The following is a 19977-nucleotide window of genomic DNA, read 5'->3' as shown; positions in this document are numbered from 1 at the left end:
CTATGGAGCGGAATAAGGACATTAGGGTGTACTCTGCGCAACTAGGATTTTGAGTTCCGCATCGAACTAGGAAATTCGAAATTGGCGGCGGGTGTGGGTTTAAAAATGTCTTGTATATCCCGCGCGCGTTTTGGTTCAAACTTCTCCCAAAGCGAATTATCAAATTCAAGGCTGATAGCACGAAGTTTTTGTTGGAGTTCCAGAGCTGTCGGATTCTTAGGTTCAACCATTAGCCAAAAATTAATTTTTCCCAGCAATTTCTCTAAGATCAGGGGGTCTCTTGATGCCTTCCAGTTGCAATGCTCAAACAACCCATATTTTATTATGTAATAAGCGTTCTGTTTAATTTCTCTTTTTTTCTCACGTGGCAAACATAGTCGCCCGCTTGCAATCGAAACTCCCGCAAGGATTTTCGGCCTATTGGGTCCCATAAACCTAGTCTTGGCTCGATTTATTCTGAACTTTTGTTCTAAGAGAATTTGGGCAACTTCGCTTTCTATTCTGTCATGGATATGCTTGCCTGAAATAAAAATATCATCGGCATATCGAGTGTATTGATAACTATATTTTTGTGAGAGTTCTTTTAGTTTTCTATCAAGAGGAGCAAAAGCCCAGTTGCTTATTGCGGGGCTGGTCGCTGCACCTTGCGGTAATACGTTGTTTCTACAGCAAAGGTCAGACATTAATACCGAGAGTTCTGGCCGGTATCCAATAGCTGCGAAAAGTGCTTGAACTTGTTGGCTTTCGATAGTTGGAAAAAAGTCTTTTATATCAATTCTTAGTATGGATTCTTGCTCTCGGTGCACTTTAGCGTTCGTTATCACGGAGCGGCTAGCAACATAACCATGTACGGCCTCGTGAACTGGAATTTTGCGTAGTATATTTGCCACGATCCATCGCTGAACGTGAAGAAGAGTTGGTGACGGAACACTAATGTTTCTAAAGCCACCTTTTCGCTTTGGGATTGAAAATGTGCGGTAGTAGTGAGCTGAATTATCCGCAAGTTTTCTCAGAAAAATTTCAGACACACCCGTAAGGATCGAAAAGTGCTTTTCGCCAAAGATTGGAGGAAGCGATTGAGATATGAGGTGCTTTACATATCCTATAGCCCCTTCGAGTTGCTGCTGTTCGTGCGATAAATGTGTTCTGAGAAACTCTTCCCAGTCTTTTACATTATTCATGTTTAATATCAGTGATTGAAGCAGGAAACTGCGATACCATAAATAATCATATCAAAAACCAAATTCCTATAAAATTAATTTATAGGAACGTTAACGGGCCCCTGAGTTGATGTGGCGACTGCGCCACATACTATCGCAGATCCTGCTTCAATCACTTCTATCTTGATCTTGGCGATTTACAACCGGATTTTTCTCATTTGTTGTCACTTTTTCTGGGAAATACGGCTGCATAGGCGGTGGTAGTTGGCTTTCATTGAGAGTCGGGGTTGCCCAATAGCGATCTATGTTCATGAAGATTTCTTTACGGTGAGCATAAATCCAATTTCGCCCTTTTTGTGTTGCTTTGACAACGACACCTACTCGTTCAATAAGTTTGTGCTCTTCAAGCTCCGTCACGGTTATGAGAATCTGGCTTGGAGATAGCTGAAATTGCTTATGAAGCAGATATAAATCAACTTCCGCGTTGGCTTTATAAATTGTCGCTAATATCTGTCTTTGATAGGAGGTGTATTTCATATTAAACCCTGTTTAGCAGAGTCAATCGTTGCTGCCCATTCACATCTTCAGGCCACCAAAAAATTGGGAACACGTTGTTTGGCGTATTCCCATTCTCATAATAATATAGAGCCTCGGACTTCCCCCATCCAAAAATGTGTTTCTTCAACTTTTTATCTCTGGCTACTTGGGCAAGCTTACCCTCAAGAGTTTTCATAATCTCTATTGCTTCAGGCCTTTTACTTTCTTCAATGTGACTTGAGATGCCGGGCCTCATATCCTCTAAGAAATAAAAATCATCGATAAAATCTGGAAATTTTTCAAAGGCATCTTGCATAAGTGCAACGAGCGCGATCCGTATTGATAGGCCTGAGGCATTGTTTAGTTGGTTTTTGAACCTGTTTAGCTCTTTATCTATTGTCTTTCCTGTTCCGGAAAACTCATCAATAATTATGACATTAGCAATATGAGTGTGCTGATTACACTGTTTTGCGGCTTCTTCTATGTCTATGACGAACAAATTTGGTGTCCATGCGCCACGCTTTGCCATGGCTGGCTTAAGGTGCCATAAAATCGCTTGAGAACTATCGGCACATTGCCCCCGATTTAATGCGACAATGATTGTATTGTGTGGGGTACATCCCCATTGGGTAGAAATGGTTTCAGCAAGTCCACCTAGAAAGTCACTTAATCGATGTGAACAAATGTAAGTGAAATTTCCTAATAGCTCAAAGATTAATGTTTTCTGTTCAGCGTCATCTAGCTCTTCAATAAGAGCATCCATTTCAGTTTGTTTTTTATGTAGCCAAGGCTGTTTTTCCAAGGCAGCAATCATCTGAGAAAAATCGCCTCTGGGTTGTATTTTTTTCGATCTTGGGATTGCGTGGTAATTTTCTACATTGAAATGCGTCATTGGACTTTGTCAGATAGTAGAGTTTAACTTGATATTTAGAGTATCTACCGTATTTACCTGAAAGGTCCATATCTAGGTGGAATATTGTTCAATGAAATATTGAATTTATGTTCCCACAATCCCTTGTTCTTTGCATCCATTCACGCGATTCTTGTGTTGAGGCCACACGTTAGCCGAAGCCAACGCTTCAGCCAGCCATGTGGTTGTTACCACAGCTGGGAAGGGGGCTGTGCCCCCGTTCACCCCCAAAGGGTCGGAGAATGGAATTGGTGCAGGATAAGACAATCAAGTTTCGTGTTACCTCTCACGAAAAAGAGCTGCTGCAGCGAGCCGCGGAAAGGCGTGGCAAATCTGCCTCACACATCCTCAGGCGTGCGATCAAAAGTGTAGCGGCGCAAAAGGACTATGGCAGTGATTTTCGCGCAAACGTGGTTGAACTCCGCCGCAGCATGAATGCAATGCTTGCCAAAGGCGATGAACTCACCCCGCAAGACATTGCCGCTACCCGACAAGTCGTTCAACAAGTCCTCGCGAACTTCCCATGATCATCAAAGCCCAGCGCGTCTCAACGAAGCGTGGTGTGAGGGGGCTTATTCATCACCTTTGGCACGGGGAGGAGAACGAAGAAGTCTCTTTCCTCCAAGGCTCTCGTGATGATGTTCTAGATATGCACTGCGATGCAAAGCAAGTGGCCTCTCAATACTGCGTTCGGCATTGGGTAATTGCGCCGCGTGAAGAAACCTCAGAAAACCAGTTCCATTGGCTCTTGCACCAGCTTGCAAGGGAGTTTTGTTTCTCACCATCTGCTGCCGTTGTCGTTAAACACGGGAAGCCAAGAGCTGTCACAAGTGCTTTCGATGAGCATTGGCATGTCTTGGTCTCTGAAGTTGATCCTGTATCCGGTAAAATCCTCCCAACTTCATGGGACTACGTGCAGCACGAACTTCTGGCACGCTGGGCAGAAGTTGAATTCGGTCATGAGGTTGTACCCGGCAAACATCTGAAAGCTGTAATCAAAGGACTTGCAGAGCGCGGCCTGAACGATGTTGCAAATAAGCTCAAGACTTTGACCAAAAGCCAGCAACCCACAGACCTTGAGGCCTTTAGCACCCAGCAGCATCAAGAAAAGAAGCGCAAAGGAATTGATCTGCCACAGGTCCGTGCACGCCTGAAATCAATCTGGGAAGAGTGTACCAACACCGATCAACTTCAGCAGGCACTTGCGAGCGTAGGCTTGAAGGTAGCGCTGGGTGCTAAGAAAAACACTTGGATAGTAGAGACAGAAGCAGGGGAGCTAGTAGGTTCTCTTTCTCGGCTTTTAGGTCAGCGTATCTCCGCTATCCGCGAATTTATGGAACGTGAAAATGAGCCAGAACCAACAGTTGACCCCAGAAATGGTCTTCAACGGAATGAGAGCGCTGCGAGGCGCACTAGCTGCACAGCAGATGCAACCAGAACAGAGCCAAGCTATCAACCAAGAAGCGAACCGAGTGATGGCAGAGTTCGTCAAGACCCAGCTAAAGCTAGTGGAAGGAATGCAAATGGTCAGAGCAGAGCTGGAACTGGTTCACACCGAACTCAAGCAGCTCAGATCAAGCTAGACCCCTCAGCTACGAACCATATCGCAGGCGCTTTAGTGATGCTTGAGGAGGAGCTTACAGCCCTACATGTAGAAGCTAATACTATTGCTCTCAGTGCCTACCAGCGTGTTTCTCAACATCTGTGCCGTTTGGGAGGGGAAGAGACACTGATTTCTAAGATGAATTACGTCTCTCCTGTATACCCGCAAGAATTGCTACAAGCCAACGATGAGCAGTTAACGCTTGAGGCTCAAGTTGGCGTTATAGATGAGAAAGTTGAACAGGTTAAAGCTGAAATACAACAGTTGCCGACACCGCGATGGTGGTGGATTTTCACCAGTAAGCACGAAGAACTGGAAAGGAAGCGAGAAATACTCGAAATGAACCTCCAGAAGCGTATTGTAGAAAGAAGTAGTGTTAAGAGTTCCCTACAAAAAGCAGCGCTTGAACTCTGTAACTTGGAGCAAGACTTTGACTTGCAAGTGAGTAATGAGCGGCAGGAGTTCAATCGCCGTAAGTGCTTAGCGCAAGAAAGGATTCCGGTCCTCAGAGCGGCCCTACGATGCTTAGAGAGTGATCTCTCACAAGCCCACGCTGGGCCCGACTTTTTGCTGCGAAAAGGAAGAGAACGATTGGAAAACGAAAAGACGCGGCAAATGCAGTTAGAAGTAGAGCGCACAATTGCCTTGGATGAGGTGGCTCCTTCTTTCTCATAGCTATATGCATTACAGAATCCAGAAGGTTTAGTCTCGATAGGCGACATAGACAAAACGCCCAAACTCGAATTCCTCCATTCGACCACCGAATGTGCCCTTAACAGTTTCAGCAAGCTCTGCTTCCGTCATATCAATAGGGTACAGCCCCTCAATGCGAGTGCCCCCGGGTATTTGCTTTTTCCTTTCTATCTGGATTTCTTCAACTTGATTTGTCGATTTCTCGTAGACTGAATATTTGGGCATCTTTGTCTCCGTCAGCAATAGTCATCAATGCACTCACCGTACTCGTGTTCCAAATTGCAAAGCTCAGCTAAATGTTTTGCAGCACCAATGTATTCGAAAAATGTTCCTTCGGATCTGTGGTAGAAAAAGCCATCGGATACAGAGATGTGTGTCACGGCCCATTTTTTAACTGCTTCCTCTGATCGCGTGAGAACCACAAGTTCGGCATCAGCGGTCGTGGCATATTCAACCACACGTGACTGACCGTATTGGTTCTCACAAAACACTTCGCCATTCGTCAGCTGCTCTTCATATTTCTTTATCGCGTCCTCTGTGACGTTGCTGGGGCAACATAAGAATGCCGTTGGTGTTTTCCAGTTCACTTGCACTACAGACGGTGTGAGAGACTCGAATTCTTGTTGTGCTTGCTCTAGAGCTTCTGAAATCTCAGAGCTTTGATGCGCAAAAAGCCATTCGTCTAAAGCTCCACCTTTAGGAACAGACCCGCTCTTGGCCCAGTTTTGGAAGCGTTCCTTGGTGAGTAGAGCCTCTTCTTTAGAAACAGTCCTCATCCAACCTATATCTTGGAACTGGGTGCCGCCTTTGAAGCAAGAAGGATCAGCAATGAATGCTTCTATAGAACCGTAAGCAAGTTCAATTCGTCTGGCCGATATTGGGTTAAGTAAGACGTTCTCAAGGCGAGTTACCCAGCGCAAGTTTTCGGGTCGATTATTGGCTCTATTGGTATCGATGTGATCGACCACATGGTTTTTAGTAGGAGGTGCTCCGTGAAAAGCACAGCAGACAATGCGGTGAACGGGTACCCCGGCTAGGAGGACATAGCCGGTCGTTTCAGACTGTTTTCCGAAAGACCATTTGTTATCCAGAGGACGAACCCTGTTTTGAAGTTTGTTGTGCCGAAAGACAGCACCGTTGTCTCTTACGTTGTATCTTTCATTCTTGTACTCAACATCAAGTACTCGATCAAACGTATCTAGCAGAACGGAATTATCAGCTTTGTTTGTATCAATCGGCATGCTTTACATCTCCCAATTGTAACTGATTATCTTCTCGCCAAGATCATTCTTGGCTTCGTCACGGCCAAGACGGTATGAGATCCACTTTGCGAACGAAGCGTTGAACCAATCTGGACGTCTGTAGTGCGGAGGTAGTGTTGCAAGACAAAGAAGATTTGCATCAGAAAAATGCAGCGGTTTATCGTCAACAAGAGTGCGGGCAACATGGCGCATAGCTTCAGCAAGTGCTGCAGCTTTCTCACTGCTCCCCAGTTTTGCTAGCTCCAAAGCAGAAATTAAGTGTGAGGCCAGAGCGCGGGTATCGTTGGTCGCCTCTTCCAACTCAATCCTGCGTTTTCTGGCGTTTGAACCTTTCGGAAACTTGCCCATTTCATTGCGTCCGTCGAATACATCGACTGAAAGGGCATTGTCTGGTTCAACGAGGTCAAAGAAAATCCGCTCGATGTGCTCATAGGCATGAACGAGATCTTCATCTGTCCAACCTGACGGCAAGTTCTCTAGGTTTTTAAGCTGGCTCAACTTGGTTTTTTCATTGTCTCCAAGAGAAAAGATAGCAAGTTGGGCTTCTGAAATGCGCCTGTTTACGTGCTTCTTGAGATCTTCCTTTTTTCGGAATCGGGCTTGCTTTTCGGCATTACTAATAGGTGGCATAAGGCTCTCCATAACTTTTGCATGTAGTTACGTAACCAAAAATCTAATTTCAGGTCAACCTTGAATTCTGAGGAGAGAAAACGAAGAGCGTGATGACATCTTAAGGAGAGGAAGCAATACATTTCTAACTATACTGCCCGCCTGCTTTCGATATTTGGGTCTCCAGCAGGCTACCTCCTGCGAGCTGTTTCTGTTTTTGCTCTAGCTGCTGAAATTCATTTTTTGTGTTGTACAATGTACCCACATAGGTGTAGTACATGAATTGTTTCCAAGTTGAAGCGCGATTAATTTCAATGGCTTACAGACGTGCAGAGAGACGGCTGAGAATCCTACCACCCCAGCCATTTTCTCCTGAAAATTTATTCGACTAGTCTAGAGTTAAGCATCGATTTTATGCGTTCTCTAAAGCCTGTAATGAGCAGTCAGTAACACCGGCTTAAATGCTGTTCTCTGTGCATGCACATTCCAGTTACCAGCCACGCTCCTTCCCAAAATATAACTGTGTCGGTTCTCAAGAAGATTTTACATCATGTAACATGCTGTTTTAATTGAGATAATGCCTCTTCATTGCCTGACGACCTTAGCTTACCCAAATTCCTTGAGGGTGCTTTGATCGCTGAGACCATTCTGCAACCGGCTTAACCAGAAGCTTCACCGTGTCTGAGCAGGTAGATACCTGCCCAGATGAACCAGAGAATGAAGCCAAGGCCGAAGATGATACCGCCCAGATCGCTCATGCCTGGAATGACTGTGGCAATCCCTGCCAGACCGATGATAATGCCAAGCCAGCCAAGTCCCTTGGAAAGACTGGAGCCACGCAGGCCAGCCCAGCACAGCAGCAACACCCACAGGCCACCGGTGATCTCGTTGCCCCCGCCAATACCTTCCTGCACGTTGCTCAGGGTTGCCCACATCACCAGTGCTTCGTCATGGTCCAGTGCGTAAAGGGTTGAAACTTCCGCCAGAGAAATGTTGGCCAGCATGCCACTGGCCAAAATCAGACCCGCCCAGATCAACCCGAAAGCAGCGGCAACCTGAGAGAGCCCCGGCGTTGCAGCTTTCAGCCGGTCATGCAGCGCAATCACCAACACCACCAGAAACACTGCATTGACGATGTAGATGATGAAATTCCAGAGGTACATAAGGCTCTGATTGGACACGATGAATGCCAGCAGGTTCGCATCACTGCCGTCTTCGCCAAAGCCAGCATCTGCCAGTAAAGTCGTTAAAAGAGCAAAGCCAATGATGTAGGTGGCCGCTTCAATAAGAGATGCTATTCCGCCAGCTTTTTGAAGATTCATCACAGGCGTCCTTATAAAACCACTAGTTGAATTTATGCAGAACATGGGATGTTCTGTGCAGCAAAGAAATGTAAAGTGCAGAAAGCCGCAGCGTAAACTTGGAAATTGCGTTAAACAAGAGGCGTATACCCAGACTTGCAAAAAACTATAGTATGCGCATCTTAAAGTTTGAGTGAAGCTGCCAACCAAATTTCGTCACCACGACGCTCCCAGACCAATAACAATACGTGAGTGAACAGTGCGTTATCGTCATGAACTGCAAGGCGATGAGACGGTAGCAGCCAGATTGCTTTTGAGGGAAAGCACTCTGATTTGAGGGGGAGACCGAATGAACCTGGCAGAATGGCTGGCCCGTACAGCAAGAATAACACCCGATGCACCTGCGCTCTTTCACGGAACGCAGCTTGTGGCAACCTACGGTCAGTTTGGCGCGCGCTCCGCTGCCATCGCCGGTGCTCTGCAAAGTGACTATGGTGTTTCCAAGGGCGACCGTGTTGCCATCTTCATGAAAAACCGCACAGAGTATCTGGAAGCCAGCTATGGCATCTGGTGGTCCGGCGCCGCTGCAATCCCGATCAATGCCAAGCTGCACCCGAAAGAAGCCGCATGGATTATTGAGAATGCTGAGGCCACCATCGTCTTCATCTCTGATGATGTGGGTGAGGATCTGATCAGGGAGATTGACCAGTCCAAAACCAAGGTTATTTCGGTAGATCAGGACAGCTACAAACAGATGCTCACCGCAGAGCCTTTGGCGCAGCCTGTGCCCATTGACGCGCAGGATATGGTTTGGTTGTTTTACACCTCCGGCACCACAGGCCGCCCTAAAGGGGTGATGATGTCCTCGCAAAACATTCAGAGCATGATGCTCGGGTATTATGCAGGCATTGGCACACCAACGCACGAAGACGCCACGCTTTACGCAGCTCCCATGTCCCACGGTGCGGGAATCTATAGTTTCATGCACGTTGTGGCCGGTGGTCGCCACGTTTGTCCGGTCTCTGGCGGGTTTGACGCTGCAGAGATTTTGGAAATCGCCCCACAGATCGGCAGGATCGCCATGTTTGCGGCACCCACAATGGTGCACAGGCTGGTGGAAGTGGCCAAAGCCACAGGCGCAACGGGCGAGGGGCTGGACACCATCATCTATGCTGGCGGTCCAATGTACTTCGCTGATATCGTTGAAGCCGTTGATGTTCTCGGCCCACGCTTTGCACAGATCTACGGGCAGGGCGAGTGCCCAATGGGTATCACGGTCCTCAGCCGAGAGCAGGTCTGCGACAGAAAACATCCCCGTTGGGAAGAAAGATTGAAATCAGTTGGGGTAGCTCAAGTCGTCTCGAATGTCCGTGTGGTAGGAGAGGACATGAAAGACCTGCCCGTCGGTGAGATTGGCGAGATCGTCGTGTCTGGTTCGGCGGTCATGCTAGGCTACTGGCACAATGAGGAAGCAACCGCTTCCACGATTGTCGATGGTTGGTTGAAAACAGGCGACATGGGTGCGCTGGATGAGGATGGGTTCCTCACCATGCACGACCGCTCGAAGGATATGATTATCTCGGGCGGGTCCAATATCTATCCTCGCGAAGTGGAAGAGATCCTTCTGCTGCATCCGGATGTATCTGAAGTCGCAGTTGTCGGTCGGTTCCATGAAGAGTGGGGTGAAGAGGTGGTGGCAATCATCTCGCCAGAGAAGGGAAAGACCGTCGCTTTTGCAGAGCTGGATCAGCTGTGCATTGATAACATCGCGCGTTTCAAGCGTCCGAAGCAATACGTCGCCATGGATCAATTGCCCAAGAACAATTACGGCAAGATCCTTAAGCGAGACTTGCGAGAGATGTTGAAAGGCCCGCAGAGAGGTGGATCAGTCTGATGAAGTCCTTTGAAATTCGTAGTGCTCGCTCAAAAGATATCCCGCAGATCGGAGAGGTCGGTCTCGCCTCATGGAAACAGGGCATCGGCCCCCACGTGCCACAGGTTGCTCACGACACCATGAGCAAAGCCTCCTTCACTGATTTTGCAAGCGCCTGTCTGGATCAGATTGTGGTGGCGGTCAAAGAAGATCGTGTGCTCGGCTTCGCAGCAACAGAACATGCCGACAACTTCATCACCGATCTCTGGATTGATCCGGACTACGAGAGCAGCGGACTGGGCACCGCGCTGGCAGAAGAAGCGGAACGCCGCATCGCCGCCCGAGGCTATCACACTGCAGAAATCTCGGTCCTCATCCAGAACGAACGCGCTCTGGGCCTCTACCACCACATGAGATACGAGGACGTGCGCGAGGCCACCAAGTTCGATGAAGACCTCAAATGCGAAATCACCTACATCCGCCTCCGCAAACACCTCCCATTCTACGCAGAAGAAATCGCCTGAGGTCTTCCCTCAGGCATGCCTTCTTTGCGGGGAAACTCTGAAACAGGCTCATCAGATAGGTAACTCAAGCGTGGCCTTCTCTGTTGAGACGACAATGGATGTTCTGAATTTGCGGACATTTTTGTCTGCAAAGAAGAACCTGTGGGTGAAGGCCTCATAGTCTTCAATGTCTTTAGCCATAACAATCATCATGAAATCCGCATCACCAGCAATGCAATAAAAGTGCGTAACTTGCCGATCCTCACGGGCTTTGCGCTTAAAGGCGTCGATCTGATCTAGTCGATCTCGTTCCAGCTCAACAGCAACCACTGCGGTTATTCCCAAACCAACTTTCTTAGGATCAAGAACGGCAACCTCTTTCTGGATTACTCCGGTATCACGTAGAGCTCTCAGCCGACGCTGCACAGATGCTGTCGACGTTCCAGAATGTTCGGACAACTCCTGAATCGAAGTCTTGGCATTTTCCTGCAAAGCACGAAGCAGAGTTACATCGATAGCGTCCATGATAGAAATGTCCTATAAATGCTGATAATTTGATTTGTTCATATCATATTATCAGCAATAAAGCGCTTAATTGCATCACCAGCCGCATCTATGCTCAACCTTATGAAACATGGTGCTATTTCAATCCTTCCCCTTGCTGCCGGGGCGGCCCTATACGGCTTCGCATTTGGTCTTTTGGCGGCACAGACCGGCTTCCCGTGGTGGAGTGTCGGCCTTATGAGCGCAGCCGTTCATGCGGGTTCATCACAAATCGTTGCTGTCGAGCAATTTGCCAATGCCTCTACAGTTCTTGGGGCCGCATTTGCAGGTGCTGCCCTCAATTTAAGATACATCGGGATCGTCGCCTCCCTGTCTGATGTTCTTGCAGGCTTATCTTTGCGGGCAAAGCTGGTCGCAATTCATATAACCGGAGATGAGAACTGGGCGCTCACGATGTCGGAGCGGGCGAAATCCAAAGACATCGGAGCCTCATTCCTGATCGGATCAGGCCTGGTCATGATCTGCGTATGGACGGTCTCCACTGCATCCGGTGCTTTGGTTGGGACGGTCCTGCCTGACCTTGAAAGGTTCGGACTCGGCTTTGCCTTCACAGCAGCCTTTATCGCAATGGCAAGGGGATTATGGCAGGGACGATCAAGTATCCTGCCATGGGCGGTCGCGTTTGGATTAGCAATCGCGATGGTTTACCTGGGGCTTCCCAAAGCCTATGCAATTGTCGCCAGTGCCCTCTGTGGGCTAATTGCGTCGCATATGATCCGCCAAATCAGGAGCGCTTCACAATGACCAGCTCTCATTGGCTTATCATTCTCACACTGGCCGTGGCTGCCCTTTCCATCCGGATAATCGGACTTTTTGCTGGGAGCAAAGTTAGAGCGTCAAAGCACTCCTGGGTGCTGGAGGAGTTGCCGGGCCTGATTGTCGTCAGCCTCATTGCGACGTCCCTTTCCGGGCAATCTGCGCAAATGTGGGTGGCAGCTGCAGTCGCTTTGGCCGTAGCAATCACAACAAACCACGTCATTGCAACGATGTGTCTTGGTGTCGCTGCATTTGGAGGTTTATCGCTGATTACGGGTTAGCGGTGGCGTCCCCACTCCAGCTGTAAAAGCAACCACCTGGACAGTTACCGCAGTCGCTCGCCATCGGGCTTGAACAGCAAGGCCCGTGAGGCGGGCAGGGTCAGGTGCAGGGCTTCGTTGTTTTGCTCAAGGCGGTTGCCGCGGCTTTCTGCGATGACCTGAACGCCGTCCGGCAACGTGCAGTAGGCGTAGCTGGTTTCACCGAGGTTCTCGACCAGCGTCACGCTCACATCGGCGCCAACGCCGTCTTCGCCCAAGCCAACCAAAAAGTGTTCCGGGCGAATGCCAACGCTCACCATTGCGCCCTCCACCACGGAGGTGGTGATCCCCGGCACGACCAACGTCTGCCCCTCAAAACCGGATACGGAAATCTCCAGCCCTGCATCGGTTGAGCGTACCGCCTTACCACTCAGGAAGTTCATCTTGGGAGAGCCGATAAAGCCCGCCACGAACTGGTTCGCCGGATTATCGTAAAGCTCCAGCGGCTTGCCCACCTGCCGGATGTAACCACCTTCCAGCACCACGATCTTGTCAGCCAGCGTCATGGCTTCCACCTGATCATGGGTCACGTAGATCATCGTGGCCGCTACGTCCTTGTGCAGCTTGGCAAGCTCAATGCGCATTTGCACACGCAGCTCTGCATCAAGGTTGGAAAGTGGTTCGTCAAACAAGAAGACCTTCGGATTGCGCACAATCGCCCGGCCAATCGCCACGCGCTGCCGCTGACCACCGGAAAGCGCTTTGGGGTGCCGGTCCAGATACTCTTCCAGCTTTAAAATACGCGCCGCTTCATCCACCTGCCGCTTGATTTCGGCTTTGGGGTGTCCGGTCATCTTCAAGCCAAAGCCCATGTTCTCCGCAACGGTCATGTGCGGGTAGAGCGCGTAGCTCTGGAACACCATGGCAATACCGCGTTGGGAGGGATCGATGTCCGTCACATCCTCATCCGCAATATGGATGGTCCCGCTGTTGCTGGTCTCCAACCCGGCAATGGTCCGCAGCAAGGTGGATTTTCCGCAGCCAGAGGGTCCAACGAAAACAACAAACTCGCCCTCCTCAATGTCCAGGTCCACACCGTGGATCACCTGCGTGTCGCCATAACTCTTCTTTAGATCGCGCAACACAACTGCGGTCATTTGTTCCCCTCCAGAAAAATATCTTCAATATCTGAGCAAGGGCCTCCCAAAGCCCCGCAAATCAAACCCCCAGTGCAATCTGAGCGTTCTCTGAAATCTCATTGGTTGCTGCCTTCATGGCAGGCAAATAGGTTTCGACCATAGTGTCGAGCGAGGTCACATAGGTTGTACTGGTCACGGAAAGCGCGCCAATTGGCTCCCCGCGCTTGTTCAGGATCGGCAAGGCCACACAAATGATGGTGCCTTCATGCTCCTCATCGTCATAGGCATGTCCGCGCTCACGGATACGAGCCAGCTCATCGCGCAGCATTGTCTCGTTCACCAGCGTTTTATCTGTATGGCGCTGGAATGATTGCGCCTTGATCGCCTCAATAAGCCGCGCCTCAGGAAGAGCAGAAAGCATCGCTTTGCCCACGCCTGTGCAGTAGGCCGGACCAATCTTGCCGGGACTGGAGAACATGGAAACGCTGCGCGGCGGCAGGCGTTTGTCCACGTAAAGCACCTGATTGTTGTCCAGCACAGCCAGATGGATGGTCTCCGGAATCTGCGTGCTCAGCGTGTCCAGCGTATCCCGCGCTACACTAGCAAGGCTGGCACGGCTCCAGGCAGAATGAGCTAGCCGCAGCACCCGCATGCCAATGCTGTAGGTCTGATGCACCTCATCATGCACCAGCATGCCTTCCTTCACCAATTGCCGCAGCTGACGGTGCAACGTGGCCCGGCTCAGCGGCAAAGCATTCAAAAGCTCTACGAACCGAGGGGGTGATTCTGCCATTGCAACCGCGTCCAGCACCACCAGTGCCTTGGAAATGGGACTTGTGAGGTCTTGCTCGGTTTCCTCAGAGATACTCAGGGTTTGTGCGCCCATTTCCTGCTGTTTCCTTACCCGTTCCGGAAATCTGCAATTTTCATACAGATCCCTTCCTAGTTCCTTTGGTTGACAATTATGCACTAGCACGTAACTATTTCAATGGTCAAAACGAAGTTTCATTCAATGGAACTTATTTCTTGGCGATATTGGGAGGTTTAGGTGTTTAATTTTAGCAAAGTAGCTGCGGGCGGTTTCGCTGCAGCATTTATGATTTCAAGTTCCGCATATGCCGCTGGCGATCTGATTATCAATCTCGACCAGACGGATCCGGCTCCAAAAAAAGCATTTGAAGACATCGTGGCTGGCTTCTCCAAGGAGAACCCGGATGTGAACGTCATCGTCAACACGATGCATAAGGAGGGTTATAAAACCTCCATTCGCAACTTCCTCACAGCAGACGCGCCGGACCTGGCAACATGGTACGCGGGCAACCGCATGGCACCCTTCGTCAATGCCGGTCTGTTTGAAGACGTCTCGGATGTCTGGGAGGAAAATGGTCTCAATGAGCAGCTGAAATCAGCAGCGGCATCCATGACCATTGATGGCAAAAAATGGGGTGTGCCCTACACGTACTACCAGTGGGGTATCTACTACCGCAAAGATATCTTCGAAGAGAAGGGCATTGCTGTTCCAACCAGCTGGGACGAACTGGTTGCAGCATCCGCAAAGCTCAAAGCAGCTGGCATTGACCCGTTCACAATCGGCACAAAAGCACTTTGGCCAACAGGCGGCTGGTTTGATTACATGAACCTGCGCGTCAACGGCTACGAGTTCCACATGGACCTCACCGCAGGCAAGGTGCCTTACACCGACCCGCGTGTGAAAGCGACCTTCGACAAGTGGGCCGAGTTGGTCAAGCCAGGCTACTACAACGCAAACCATGCAGCTTTGGACTGGCAGGAAGCTGTGCCAGCACTCGTGCAGGGCAAAGCGGCAATGTACCTGATGGGCAACTTCGCGGTTGACGTGTTCAAGAACGGTGGCCTGAAGGAAGAGCAGATCGGCTTCATGCAGTTCCCGGAAATCACACCGGGCATTCCAATGGCTGAAGATGCTCCGACCGACACCATTCACATTCCGGCAAACGCCAAAAACAAGGAAGATGCGAAGAAGTTCCTTGCTTACATGGCGCGTGCAGATGTGCAGACAGCAACAAACGTCACACTCGGTCAGTTGCCAGTAAACTCCGGTGCAGAGCGCCCTGAAGAGCGCATCCTGCAGCAGGGCTTCGACATGCTCTCCAATGCGTACGCGCTGGCGCAGTTCTACGACCGTGATGCTCCGGCAGCAATGGCAAAGGCTGGCATGGAAGGCTTCCAGGAATTCATGGTGAAGCCAGAGCGGGCTGACGCCATTTTGGACCGTCTCGAGAAGATCCGGACCCGTGTCTACAAGTAGTAGATAGGCGGAATTCTTAAGTAGGGTGGCGGAAGATTTCGCCGCCCTATGCTCTAGGAATAAACAGCGCAGAAGCATGATCTTCTGCAGGAGGACATAGATGAGCGAGCAGGCCTTGGCTCCTGTATCTTCCGGAAACTCACCAAAGTTTTCTGGAGGACCTGCCACATCAGGCGCCAGCAAAACCAGATCGGCAAAGTGGATTGCCAACCAGCGCAAACTTGCACCCTGGCTGTTTTTAGCGCCGGGTGTTGTGATGTTTCTGGTCTATGTGATCGCGCCAATCGGCCAGTCACTCTGGATCAGCTTGTATGAGTGGGATGGCATCGGCGTCAAAACCTTCATCGGCATTGCAAACTATATTGAGCTTATAGATGACGAGGCGTTTTACACCGCGCTGTACAACAACGTGTTGTGGCTCGTGCTGTACATGCTGGCAGTGCCTGCCGGACTGCTGATTGCGATTTTCCTCAATCAGACTGTGACGGGCATCCGTATCTATAAGTCTCTGTTTTTCTTCCCGTTTGTCATCAGCCAGATCGTCGTCGGCCTCATCTTCTCATGGTTTTATGCCCCCAATTTCGGTTTGTTCACCAAGCTGCTGGAGTTTATGGGCGTGGAAGGTATCGCCATCCTTGCTGATGAGCGCTTTGTCACCTACGGCATCATCGTCGCTGGCCTTTGGCCGCAGATCGCATATTGCATGATCCTGTACCTGACGGGCCTCAACAACGTCTTGCCAGACCAGATCGAAGCGGCGCGGCTGGATGGGGCAAAAGGCTGGAAGATGCTGTGGTACGTCATCATCCCGCAGCTACGCCCGGCCACCTTCATCGCAGTTGTCGTCACAATCATCGGCGCCCTGCGCTCGTTTGATCTGGTCTCCATCATGACCAGCGGTGGCCCCTACGGGTCCAGTCGTGTGCTCTCCTATTACATGTACGAGCAAGCGCTGTCTGAATATGGCTTCCGCATGGGTTACGGCGCCTCCATCGCTGTTGTGCTCTTCGCCATCATGATGGTGTTCATCACGCTCTTCATCGTGCGTATGCTCAAAGATGAGAGGGAGGGCTACTAAGATGTTTCCAACTCCCGTTGCAAATGCATCCGCACCAACCCGTGTCGCCTACAAGGTGGCCCTGCCAATCTCCTTAGTGGTCTGGCTCTTGCCGCTGATCGGCGTCATGGTCACCTCCATCCGCCCGGGCTCAGACCTTGCCATGGGCAACTACTTCGGTGTGCCGTCTTCGTTTGAGCTGGGCAACTACCTGACCGTTTTCCAAAACACGCCCATGGGCCTGTTCATCATGAACTCGTTCAAGGTCACTATTCCAACCGTGATTGGTGCCATCGCCCTGTCATGCCTGACCGGATACGCGCTGGCGACCTACAAGTTCAAAACCAATCTCTGGCTGTTCTTCATGTTCGTAGCTGGCAACTTCGTACCCTTCCAGATCCTCATGGTGCCGGTTCGTGATCTCACGCTCAAGATGGGCCTATACGACACGGTGACGGGTCTCGTGCTCTTTCACGTGGCCTTCCAGACGGGCTTTTGTACGCTCTTTATGCGTAACTTCATCAAGGCACTGCCAAGCGAACTGATCGAAGCCGCCCGCGTGGAAGGCGTCTCGGAATTGCGTATCTTCTGGTTCGTGGTGCTACCACTCATGCGGCCTGCCATCGCGGCTTTGTCGGTGCTCATCTTCACCTTCATCTGGAACGATTTCTTCTGGGCCACCGTTCTGGTGCAGGGCACGCATGCCATGCCGGTCACAGGTGGCATCATCTCGCTCAATGGTCAGTGGGTTGCTCAATGGCATCTGGTATCAGCCGGGTCCGTCGTTGCAGCCATGCCGCCGGTCATCATGTTCTTCCTCATGCAAAAGCACTTCATTGCAGGGCTAACGCTGGGGGCAACCAAGGGCTGACAAAATATCGGAAGCAGGAATGTCCCAAGCAAACCTGCTTCTCAAAATCCATCAATGCCGAAGGCGCTTATGAAGTGCCTAAAGCTAATAATAAACATAAAAGGGAACAGGGGGCATAAATGAACCATATGGCATCGCCAAATAACGACCTCCGTCAGATCACAAAGGCAAGCAGCTGGGTCGCCGTGGACTGGGGGACCTCCAGTCTTCGCGCATGGCTGATTGACGAAAACGGTGTAACGCAAAACAACGCAAAATCAACGCAAGGTGCGGGGACATTGCAACCTTCTGAATTTGAAGGGGTTTTGCTGGGTCTGATCGGAGATTGGTTACACAGCAACGCAAAACCAACGCAAGTGTTCATTTGCGGTATGGCTGGCAGCCGTCAGGGCTGGCAAGAGGCAGAATATGTGCCTGTGCCAACCAAACTGACAGAACTGCACCAGCATCTGGTTGCACCCAAAACAAGTAATGCCCGCATCCAACCGTTCATAGTGCCCGGTCTCTGCCAAAAATCAGAGCAGCACCCGGATGTTATGCGCGGAGAAGAGACACTCCTGCTCGGCATTCTGGATGAGTTATCCGACAAATCCGGCGTCTTCTGCCTGCCTGGCACCCACAGCAAATGGGTGGAGATGGAAGAGGGGACAGTAACGCGAACCTCCACCTTTCTGAGTGGTGAGTTATTCGCGCTGATCGCCAAACAATCTATCCTCCGCCATTCACTGGATACGCAGGCAGAGCTGGACAAGGATGTTTTCCTCACCACGCTGGATCAGCTGAAAAATCAGGAAGCTACACTGCTCGGCAACCTGTTTGGTCTGCGCGCCGGACAGCTGCTCAACAACACCAGTACGCGAGCTGGCGCTTCCAAACTTTCCGCACTTGTTATCGGAACAGAGCTTCTCGACATGCTCGCAAAGTGCGGGGACAACCCACCCAAGCAAGTCCACCTCGTTGGGGGCAACACGCTTGCACAAAATTACGCGCTCGCCCTGCAACATCTCGGCTTAACACCGATCGTGCATGATGCAGACAAAGCAGCGCTCAAAGGACTTTCCGCCGTCAGACAAGGGGCACTCAATGACAACAGTTAAACAAACACCAGAGCGCAACCTCATGGCTATCCTCCGTGGAGTAAAGCCTGCTGAGATTCTAGATATTGTGGAAGTGCTTATAGAAGCAGGCTTTTCACAGATCGAAGTGCCGCTCAATTCGTCAGAGGCACTCAAGTCTATCACCATGGCACAAGACAAGTTCGGCAAGTTATCCGCCATCGGCGCGGGGACAGTTCTCACAGCAGAGCAAGTCAAACAGGTCCGCGCAGCAGGCGGAACCTTCATCGTCTCTCCCAACTACGATGAAGATGTTATCCGCACCACCAAGGCAGAAGGCATGGCCTCCTATCCGGGAGTTCTCACCCCGTCAGAATGCTTTGCCGCGCTGAAGGCAGGGGCTGATGCACTCAAGATCTTCCCGGCCTTTCAGGTGGGAGTAAAAGGCATTCAGGCAGTGCGTGCAGTTCTGCCAAAAGAAACTCTGGTCTACGCCGTTGGCGGTGTCGGCCCTGCGGAATTTGCACAGTATGTGGAAGCAGGCTGTCAGGGCTTCGGCATGGCAAGCAACCTGTACAAACCGGGCTTTACGGCGACGCAGGTTTCTGAAAACGCAAAAGAAATGGTTGCAGCATACGATGCGCTCAAACTCGGAGAGAGTGCATGAGCGAGCCCTATGTTTTCGCCAAAACAGAATGCAGCTTAGGGGAGGGTCCTCTTTGGAGTGCCCGCCATGACGCGCTGTTTTGGGTGGACATCAACAATCATCTGGTGCTGAAAAAGGGCATAACCGGTGACATCGAAATATGGAAGTTCGACGAACCGGTCTCCGCCTTTGCACAGATCCCGAGCAGTGATGACTTCATGTTATCCTCTGCAACAGGTCTGTATCGCTGGTCTCCGGGAACGCACAGTCGCAACCTTATCCTCCCTGTAGAGGACCAAAACCCTGTCACCCGCTCCAACGACGCCCGCACCGACCGTACCGGCGGGTTCTGGATTTCCTCCATGGGCCACAAAGCAGAAAAAGGCGCAGGCAGCCTTTATCGCTTTTTCAAAGGGGAATTAGCGAAGGTTGCAGGCGACATCACAATCCCGAATTCCCTTTGTTTCTCGCCAGATGGGGACACTGCGTACTTTTCAGACACGGTGACATCTCAGATCATCAAATGGTCACTAAATGCGCAAACTGGCCTGCCAGAAGGGCCCGCGGAGATATTTGCTGATATCTCCGGGACAGGATTTGGCCCCGACGGTTCCGTGGTTGATGCTGAGGGATATCTCTGGAACGCTCAATGGGGCGGATACAGAGTCGTTCGCTATAAACCTGATGGAATGGTGGATCGCATTATTGAGATTGACGCAAGTCAGGCATCTTGTCCTGCGTTTGGTGGGGCCGACTACAAAACGCTGTTCATTACCACGGCTCGCGAAAACCTGAGTGAGGAGCAATTGGCGAAAGAGCCTCTCGCTGGATCGGTTTTTGCAGTCCCTATTGATACTCCAGGTCTGCCGGACCCCGAACTACAAATGTGAT

At 50.6% G+C, this 19977-nt stretch carries 22 protein-coding genes; 12 read left to right on the top strand and 10 right to left on the bottom strand.

The annotated features are described in order from the left end of the window. Positions 1-41: 41 nt before the first annotated feature. The 3 genes from PsAD5_RS01120 to PsAD5_RS01110 form a co-directional block, all read right to left on the bottom strand. On the bottom strand, positions 42-1181 hold the full coding sequence (locus tag PsAD5_RS01120; RefSeq protein ID WP_063290764.1) for a retron St85 family RNA-directed DNA polymerase: 1140 nt from the start codon (positions 1179-1181) through the stop codon (positions 42-44). A 147-nt stretch (positions 1182-1328) separates the two neighbouring features. Next, a complete protein-coding gene (locus tag PsAD5_RS01115; protein WP_063290763.1) occupies positions 1329-1697 on the bottom strand; it encodes a hypothetical protein in 369 nt (122 codons plus the stop codon). Position 1698: 1 nt separating this feature from the next. Continuing rightward, positions 1699-2589 (bottom strand): phosphoribosyltransferase-like protein, encoded by an 891-nt coding sequence (locus PsAD5_RS01110; protein WP_063290762.1) that lies wholly within the window; start codon positions 2587-2589, stop codon positions 1699-1701. A 260-nt stretch (positions 2590-2849) separates the two neighbouring features. On the opposite strand from PsAD5_RS01110, the gene PsAD5_RS01105 reads away from it, so the two are divergent. Both PsAD5_RS01105 and PsAD5_RS01100 read left to right on the top strand, forming a co-directional pair. After that, positions 2850-3134 carry a ribbon-helix-helix protein, CopG family gene (locus PsAD5_RS01105; RefSeq protein WP_063290761.1) on the top strand — a complete coding sequence of 95 codons (285 nt, stop codon included), beginning with the start codon at positions 2850-2852 and terminating at the stop codon, positions 3132-3134. Between the two features lie 143 nt (positions 3135-3277). Further along, the gene (locus PsAD5_RS01100; RefSeq protein ID WP_153041323.1) at positions 3278-4885 is read left to right on the top strand and encodes a hypothetical protein; all 1608 of its coding nucleotides are present in this window, start codon (positions 3278-3280) and stop codon (positions 4883-4885) included. Between the two features lie 27 nt (positions 4886-4912). Here the strand turns inward: PsAD5_RS01100 and PsAD5_RS01095 are convergent, their stop codons facing one another. The 4 genes from PsAD5_RS01095 to PsAD5_RS01080 all read right to left on the bottom strand — a co-directional run bounded on the left by PsAD5_RS01095 (position 4913) and on the right by PsAD5_RS01080 (position 8096). Continuing rightward, entirely contained in the window at positions 4913-5128 is a 216-nt protein-coding gene (locus tag PsAD5_RS01095) for a hypothetical protein (RefSeq protein WP_063290759.1), read from the bottom strand. 11 nt (positions 5129-5139) lie between these two features. Further along, positions 5140-6144, bottom strand: coding sequence for an HNH endonuclease signature motif containing protein (locus PsAD5_RS01090; RefSeq protein WP_063290758.1), 1005 nt, complete (start codon positions 6142-6144; stop codon positions 5140-5142). Positions 6145-6147: 3 nt separating this feature from the next. Next, on the bottom strand, positions 6148-6795 hold the full coding sequence (locus PsAD5_RS01085) for a hypothetical protein (protein ID WP_063290757.1): 648 nt from the start codon (positions 6793-6795) through the stop codon (positions 6148-6150). A 638-nt stretch (positions 6796-7433) separates the two neighbouring features. Further along, positions 7434-8096, bottom strand: coding sequence for a DUF4386 family protein (locus PsAD5_RS01080; protein ID WP_063290756.1), 663 nt, complete (start codon positions 8094-8096; stop codon positions 7434-7436). 328 nt (positions 8097-8424) lie between these two features. Here PsAD5_RS01080 and PsAD5_RS01075 point away from each other — a divergent pair, with 328 nt between their 5' ends. Further along, positions 8425-9969, top strand: a complete 1545-nt coding sequence (locus tag PsAD5_RS01075; RefSeq protein WP_063290755.1) for a class I adenylate-forming enzyme family protein — start codon at positions 8425-8427, stop codon at positions 9967-9969. Further along, complete coding sequence (locus tag PsAD5_RS01070; RefSeq protein WP_063290754.1) at positions 9969-10472, top strand: GNAT family N-acetyltransferase; 504 nt, start codon at positions 9969-9971, stop codon at positions 10470-10472. Before PsAD5_RS01075 ends, PsAD5_RS01070 begins: the two co-directional genes overlap by 1 nt. Before the next feature lie 51 nt (positions 10473-10523). Here the strand turns inward: PsAD5_RS01070 and PsAD5_RS01065 are convergent, their stop codons facing one another. Next, a complete protein-coding gene (locus tag PsAD5_RS01065) occupies positions 10524-10976 on the bottom strand; it encodes an Lrp/AsnC family transcriptional regulator (protein ID WP_063290753.1) in 453 nt (150 codons plus the stop codon). Between the two features lie 102 nt (positions 10977-11078). Here PsAD5_RS01065 and PsAD5_RS01060 point away from each other — a divergent pair, with 102 nt between their 5' ends. Both PsAD5_RS01060 and PsAD5_RS01055 read left to right on the top strand, forming a co-directional pair. Continuing rightward, positions 11079-11759, top strand: coding sequence for an AzlC family ABC transporter permease (locus PsAD5_RS01060; RefSeq protein ID WP_063286912.1), 681 nt, complete (start codon positions 11079-11081; stop codon positions 11757-11759). Then, the gene (locus tag PsAD5_RS01055; protein ID WP_063286913.1) at positions 11756-12052 is read left to right on the top strand and encodes an AzlD domain-containing protein; all 297 of its coding nucleotides are present in this window, start codon (positions 11756-11758) and stop codon (positions 12050-12052) included. Before PsAD5_RS01060 ends, PsAD5_RS01055 begins: the two co-directional genes overlap by 4 nt. Before the next feature lie 44 nt (positions 12053-12096). Here PsAD5_RS01055 and PsAD5_RS01050 read toward each other — a convergent pair whose 3' ends face one another. After that, positions 12097-13188 carry an ABC transporter ATP-binding protein gene (locus PsAD5_RS01050; RefSeq protein WP_063286914.1) on the bottom strand — a complete coding sequence of 364 codons (1092 nt, stop codon included), beginning with the start codon at positions 13186-13188 and terminating at the stop codon, positions 12097-12099. A 61-nt stretch (positions 13189-13249) separates the two neighbouring features. After that, entirely contained in the window at positions 13250-14056 is an 807-nt protein-coding gene (locus PsAD5_RS01045) for an IclR family transcriptional regulator (RefSeq protein WP_063290752.1), read from the bottom strand. Positions 14057-14266: 210 nt separating this feature from the next. On the opposite strand from PsAD5_RS01045, the gene PsAD5_RS01040 reads away from it, so the two are divergent. From PsAD5_RS01040 to PsAD5_RS01015, 6 genes are all read left to right on the top strand, one after another. Further along, positions 14267-15457 carry an ABC transporter substrate-binding protein gene (locus PsAD5_RS01040; protein WP_063286964.1) on the top strand — a complete coding sequence of 397 codons (1191 nt, stop codon included), beginning with the start codon at positions 14267-14269 and terminating at the stop codon, positions 15455-15457. A 256-nt stretch (positions 15458-15713) separates the two neighbouring features. Beyond that, positions 15714-16535 carry a carbohydrate ABC transporter permease gene (locus PsAD5_RS01035; protein ID WP_063290802.1) on the top strand — a complete coding sequence of 274 codons (822 nt, stop codon included), beginning with the start codon at positions 15714-15716 and terminating at the stop codon, positions 16533-16535. 1 nt (position 16536) lies between these two features. After that, positions 16537-17385, top strand: coding sequence for a carbohydrate ABC transporter permease (locus tag PsAD5_RS01030; RefSeq protein ID WP_063286916.1), 849 nt, complete (start codon positions 16537-16539; stop codon positions 17383-17385). Positions 17386-17504: 119 nt separating this feature from the next. Further along, a complete protein-coding gene (locus PsAD5_RS01025; RefSeq protein ID WP_208988432.1) occupies positions 17505-18482 on the top strand; it encodes a 2-dehydro-3-deoxygalactonokinase in 978 nt (325 codons plus the stop codon). Then, complete coding sequence (locus PsAD5_RS01020; protein WP_063290751.1) at positions 18469-19107, top strand: 2-dehydro-3-deoxy-6-phosphogalactonate aldolase; 639 nt, start codon at positions 18469-18471, stop codon at positions 19105-19107. The genes PsAD5_RS01025 and PsAD5_RS01020 overlap by 14 nt, the downstream gene beginning before the upstream one ends. Then, positions 19104-19976 (top strand): SMP-30/gluconolactonase/LRE family protein, encoded by an 873-nt coding sequence (locus tag PsAD5_RS01015; protein WP_063290750.1) that lies wholly within the window; start codon positions 19104-19106, stop codon positions 19974-19976. Before PsAD5_RS01020 ends, PsAD5_RS01015 begins: the two co-directional genes overlap by 4 nt. The last annotated feature ends 1 nt before the right edge of the window (position 19977 follow it).

The sequence above is a fragment of the Pseudovibrio sp. Ad5 genome, from assembly GCF_001623095.1.
Lineage (GTDB): Bacteria > Pseudomonadota > Alphaproteobacteria > Rhizobiales > Stappiaceae > Pseudovibrio.
The sequence above is the reverse complement of the archived record's forward strand: the minus strand, read 5'-3'. Positions and strand labels throughout refer to the sequence as shown.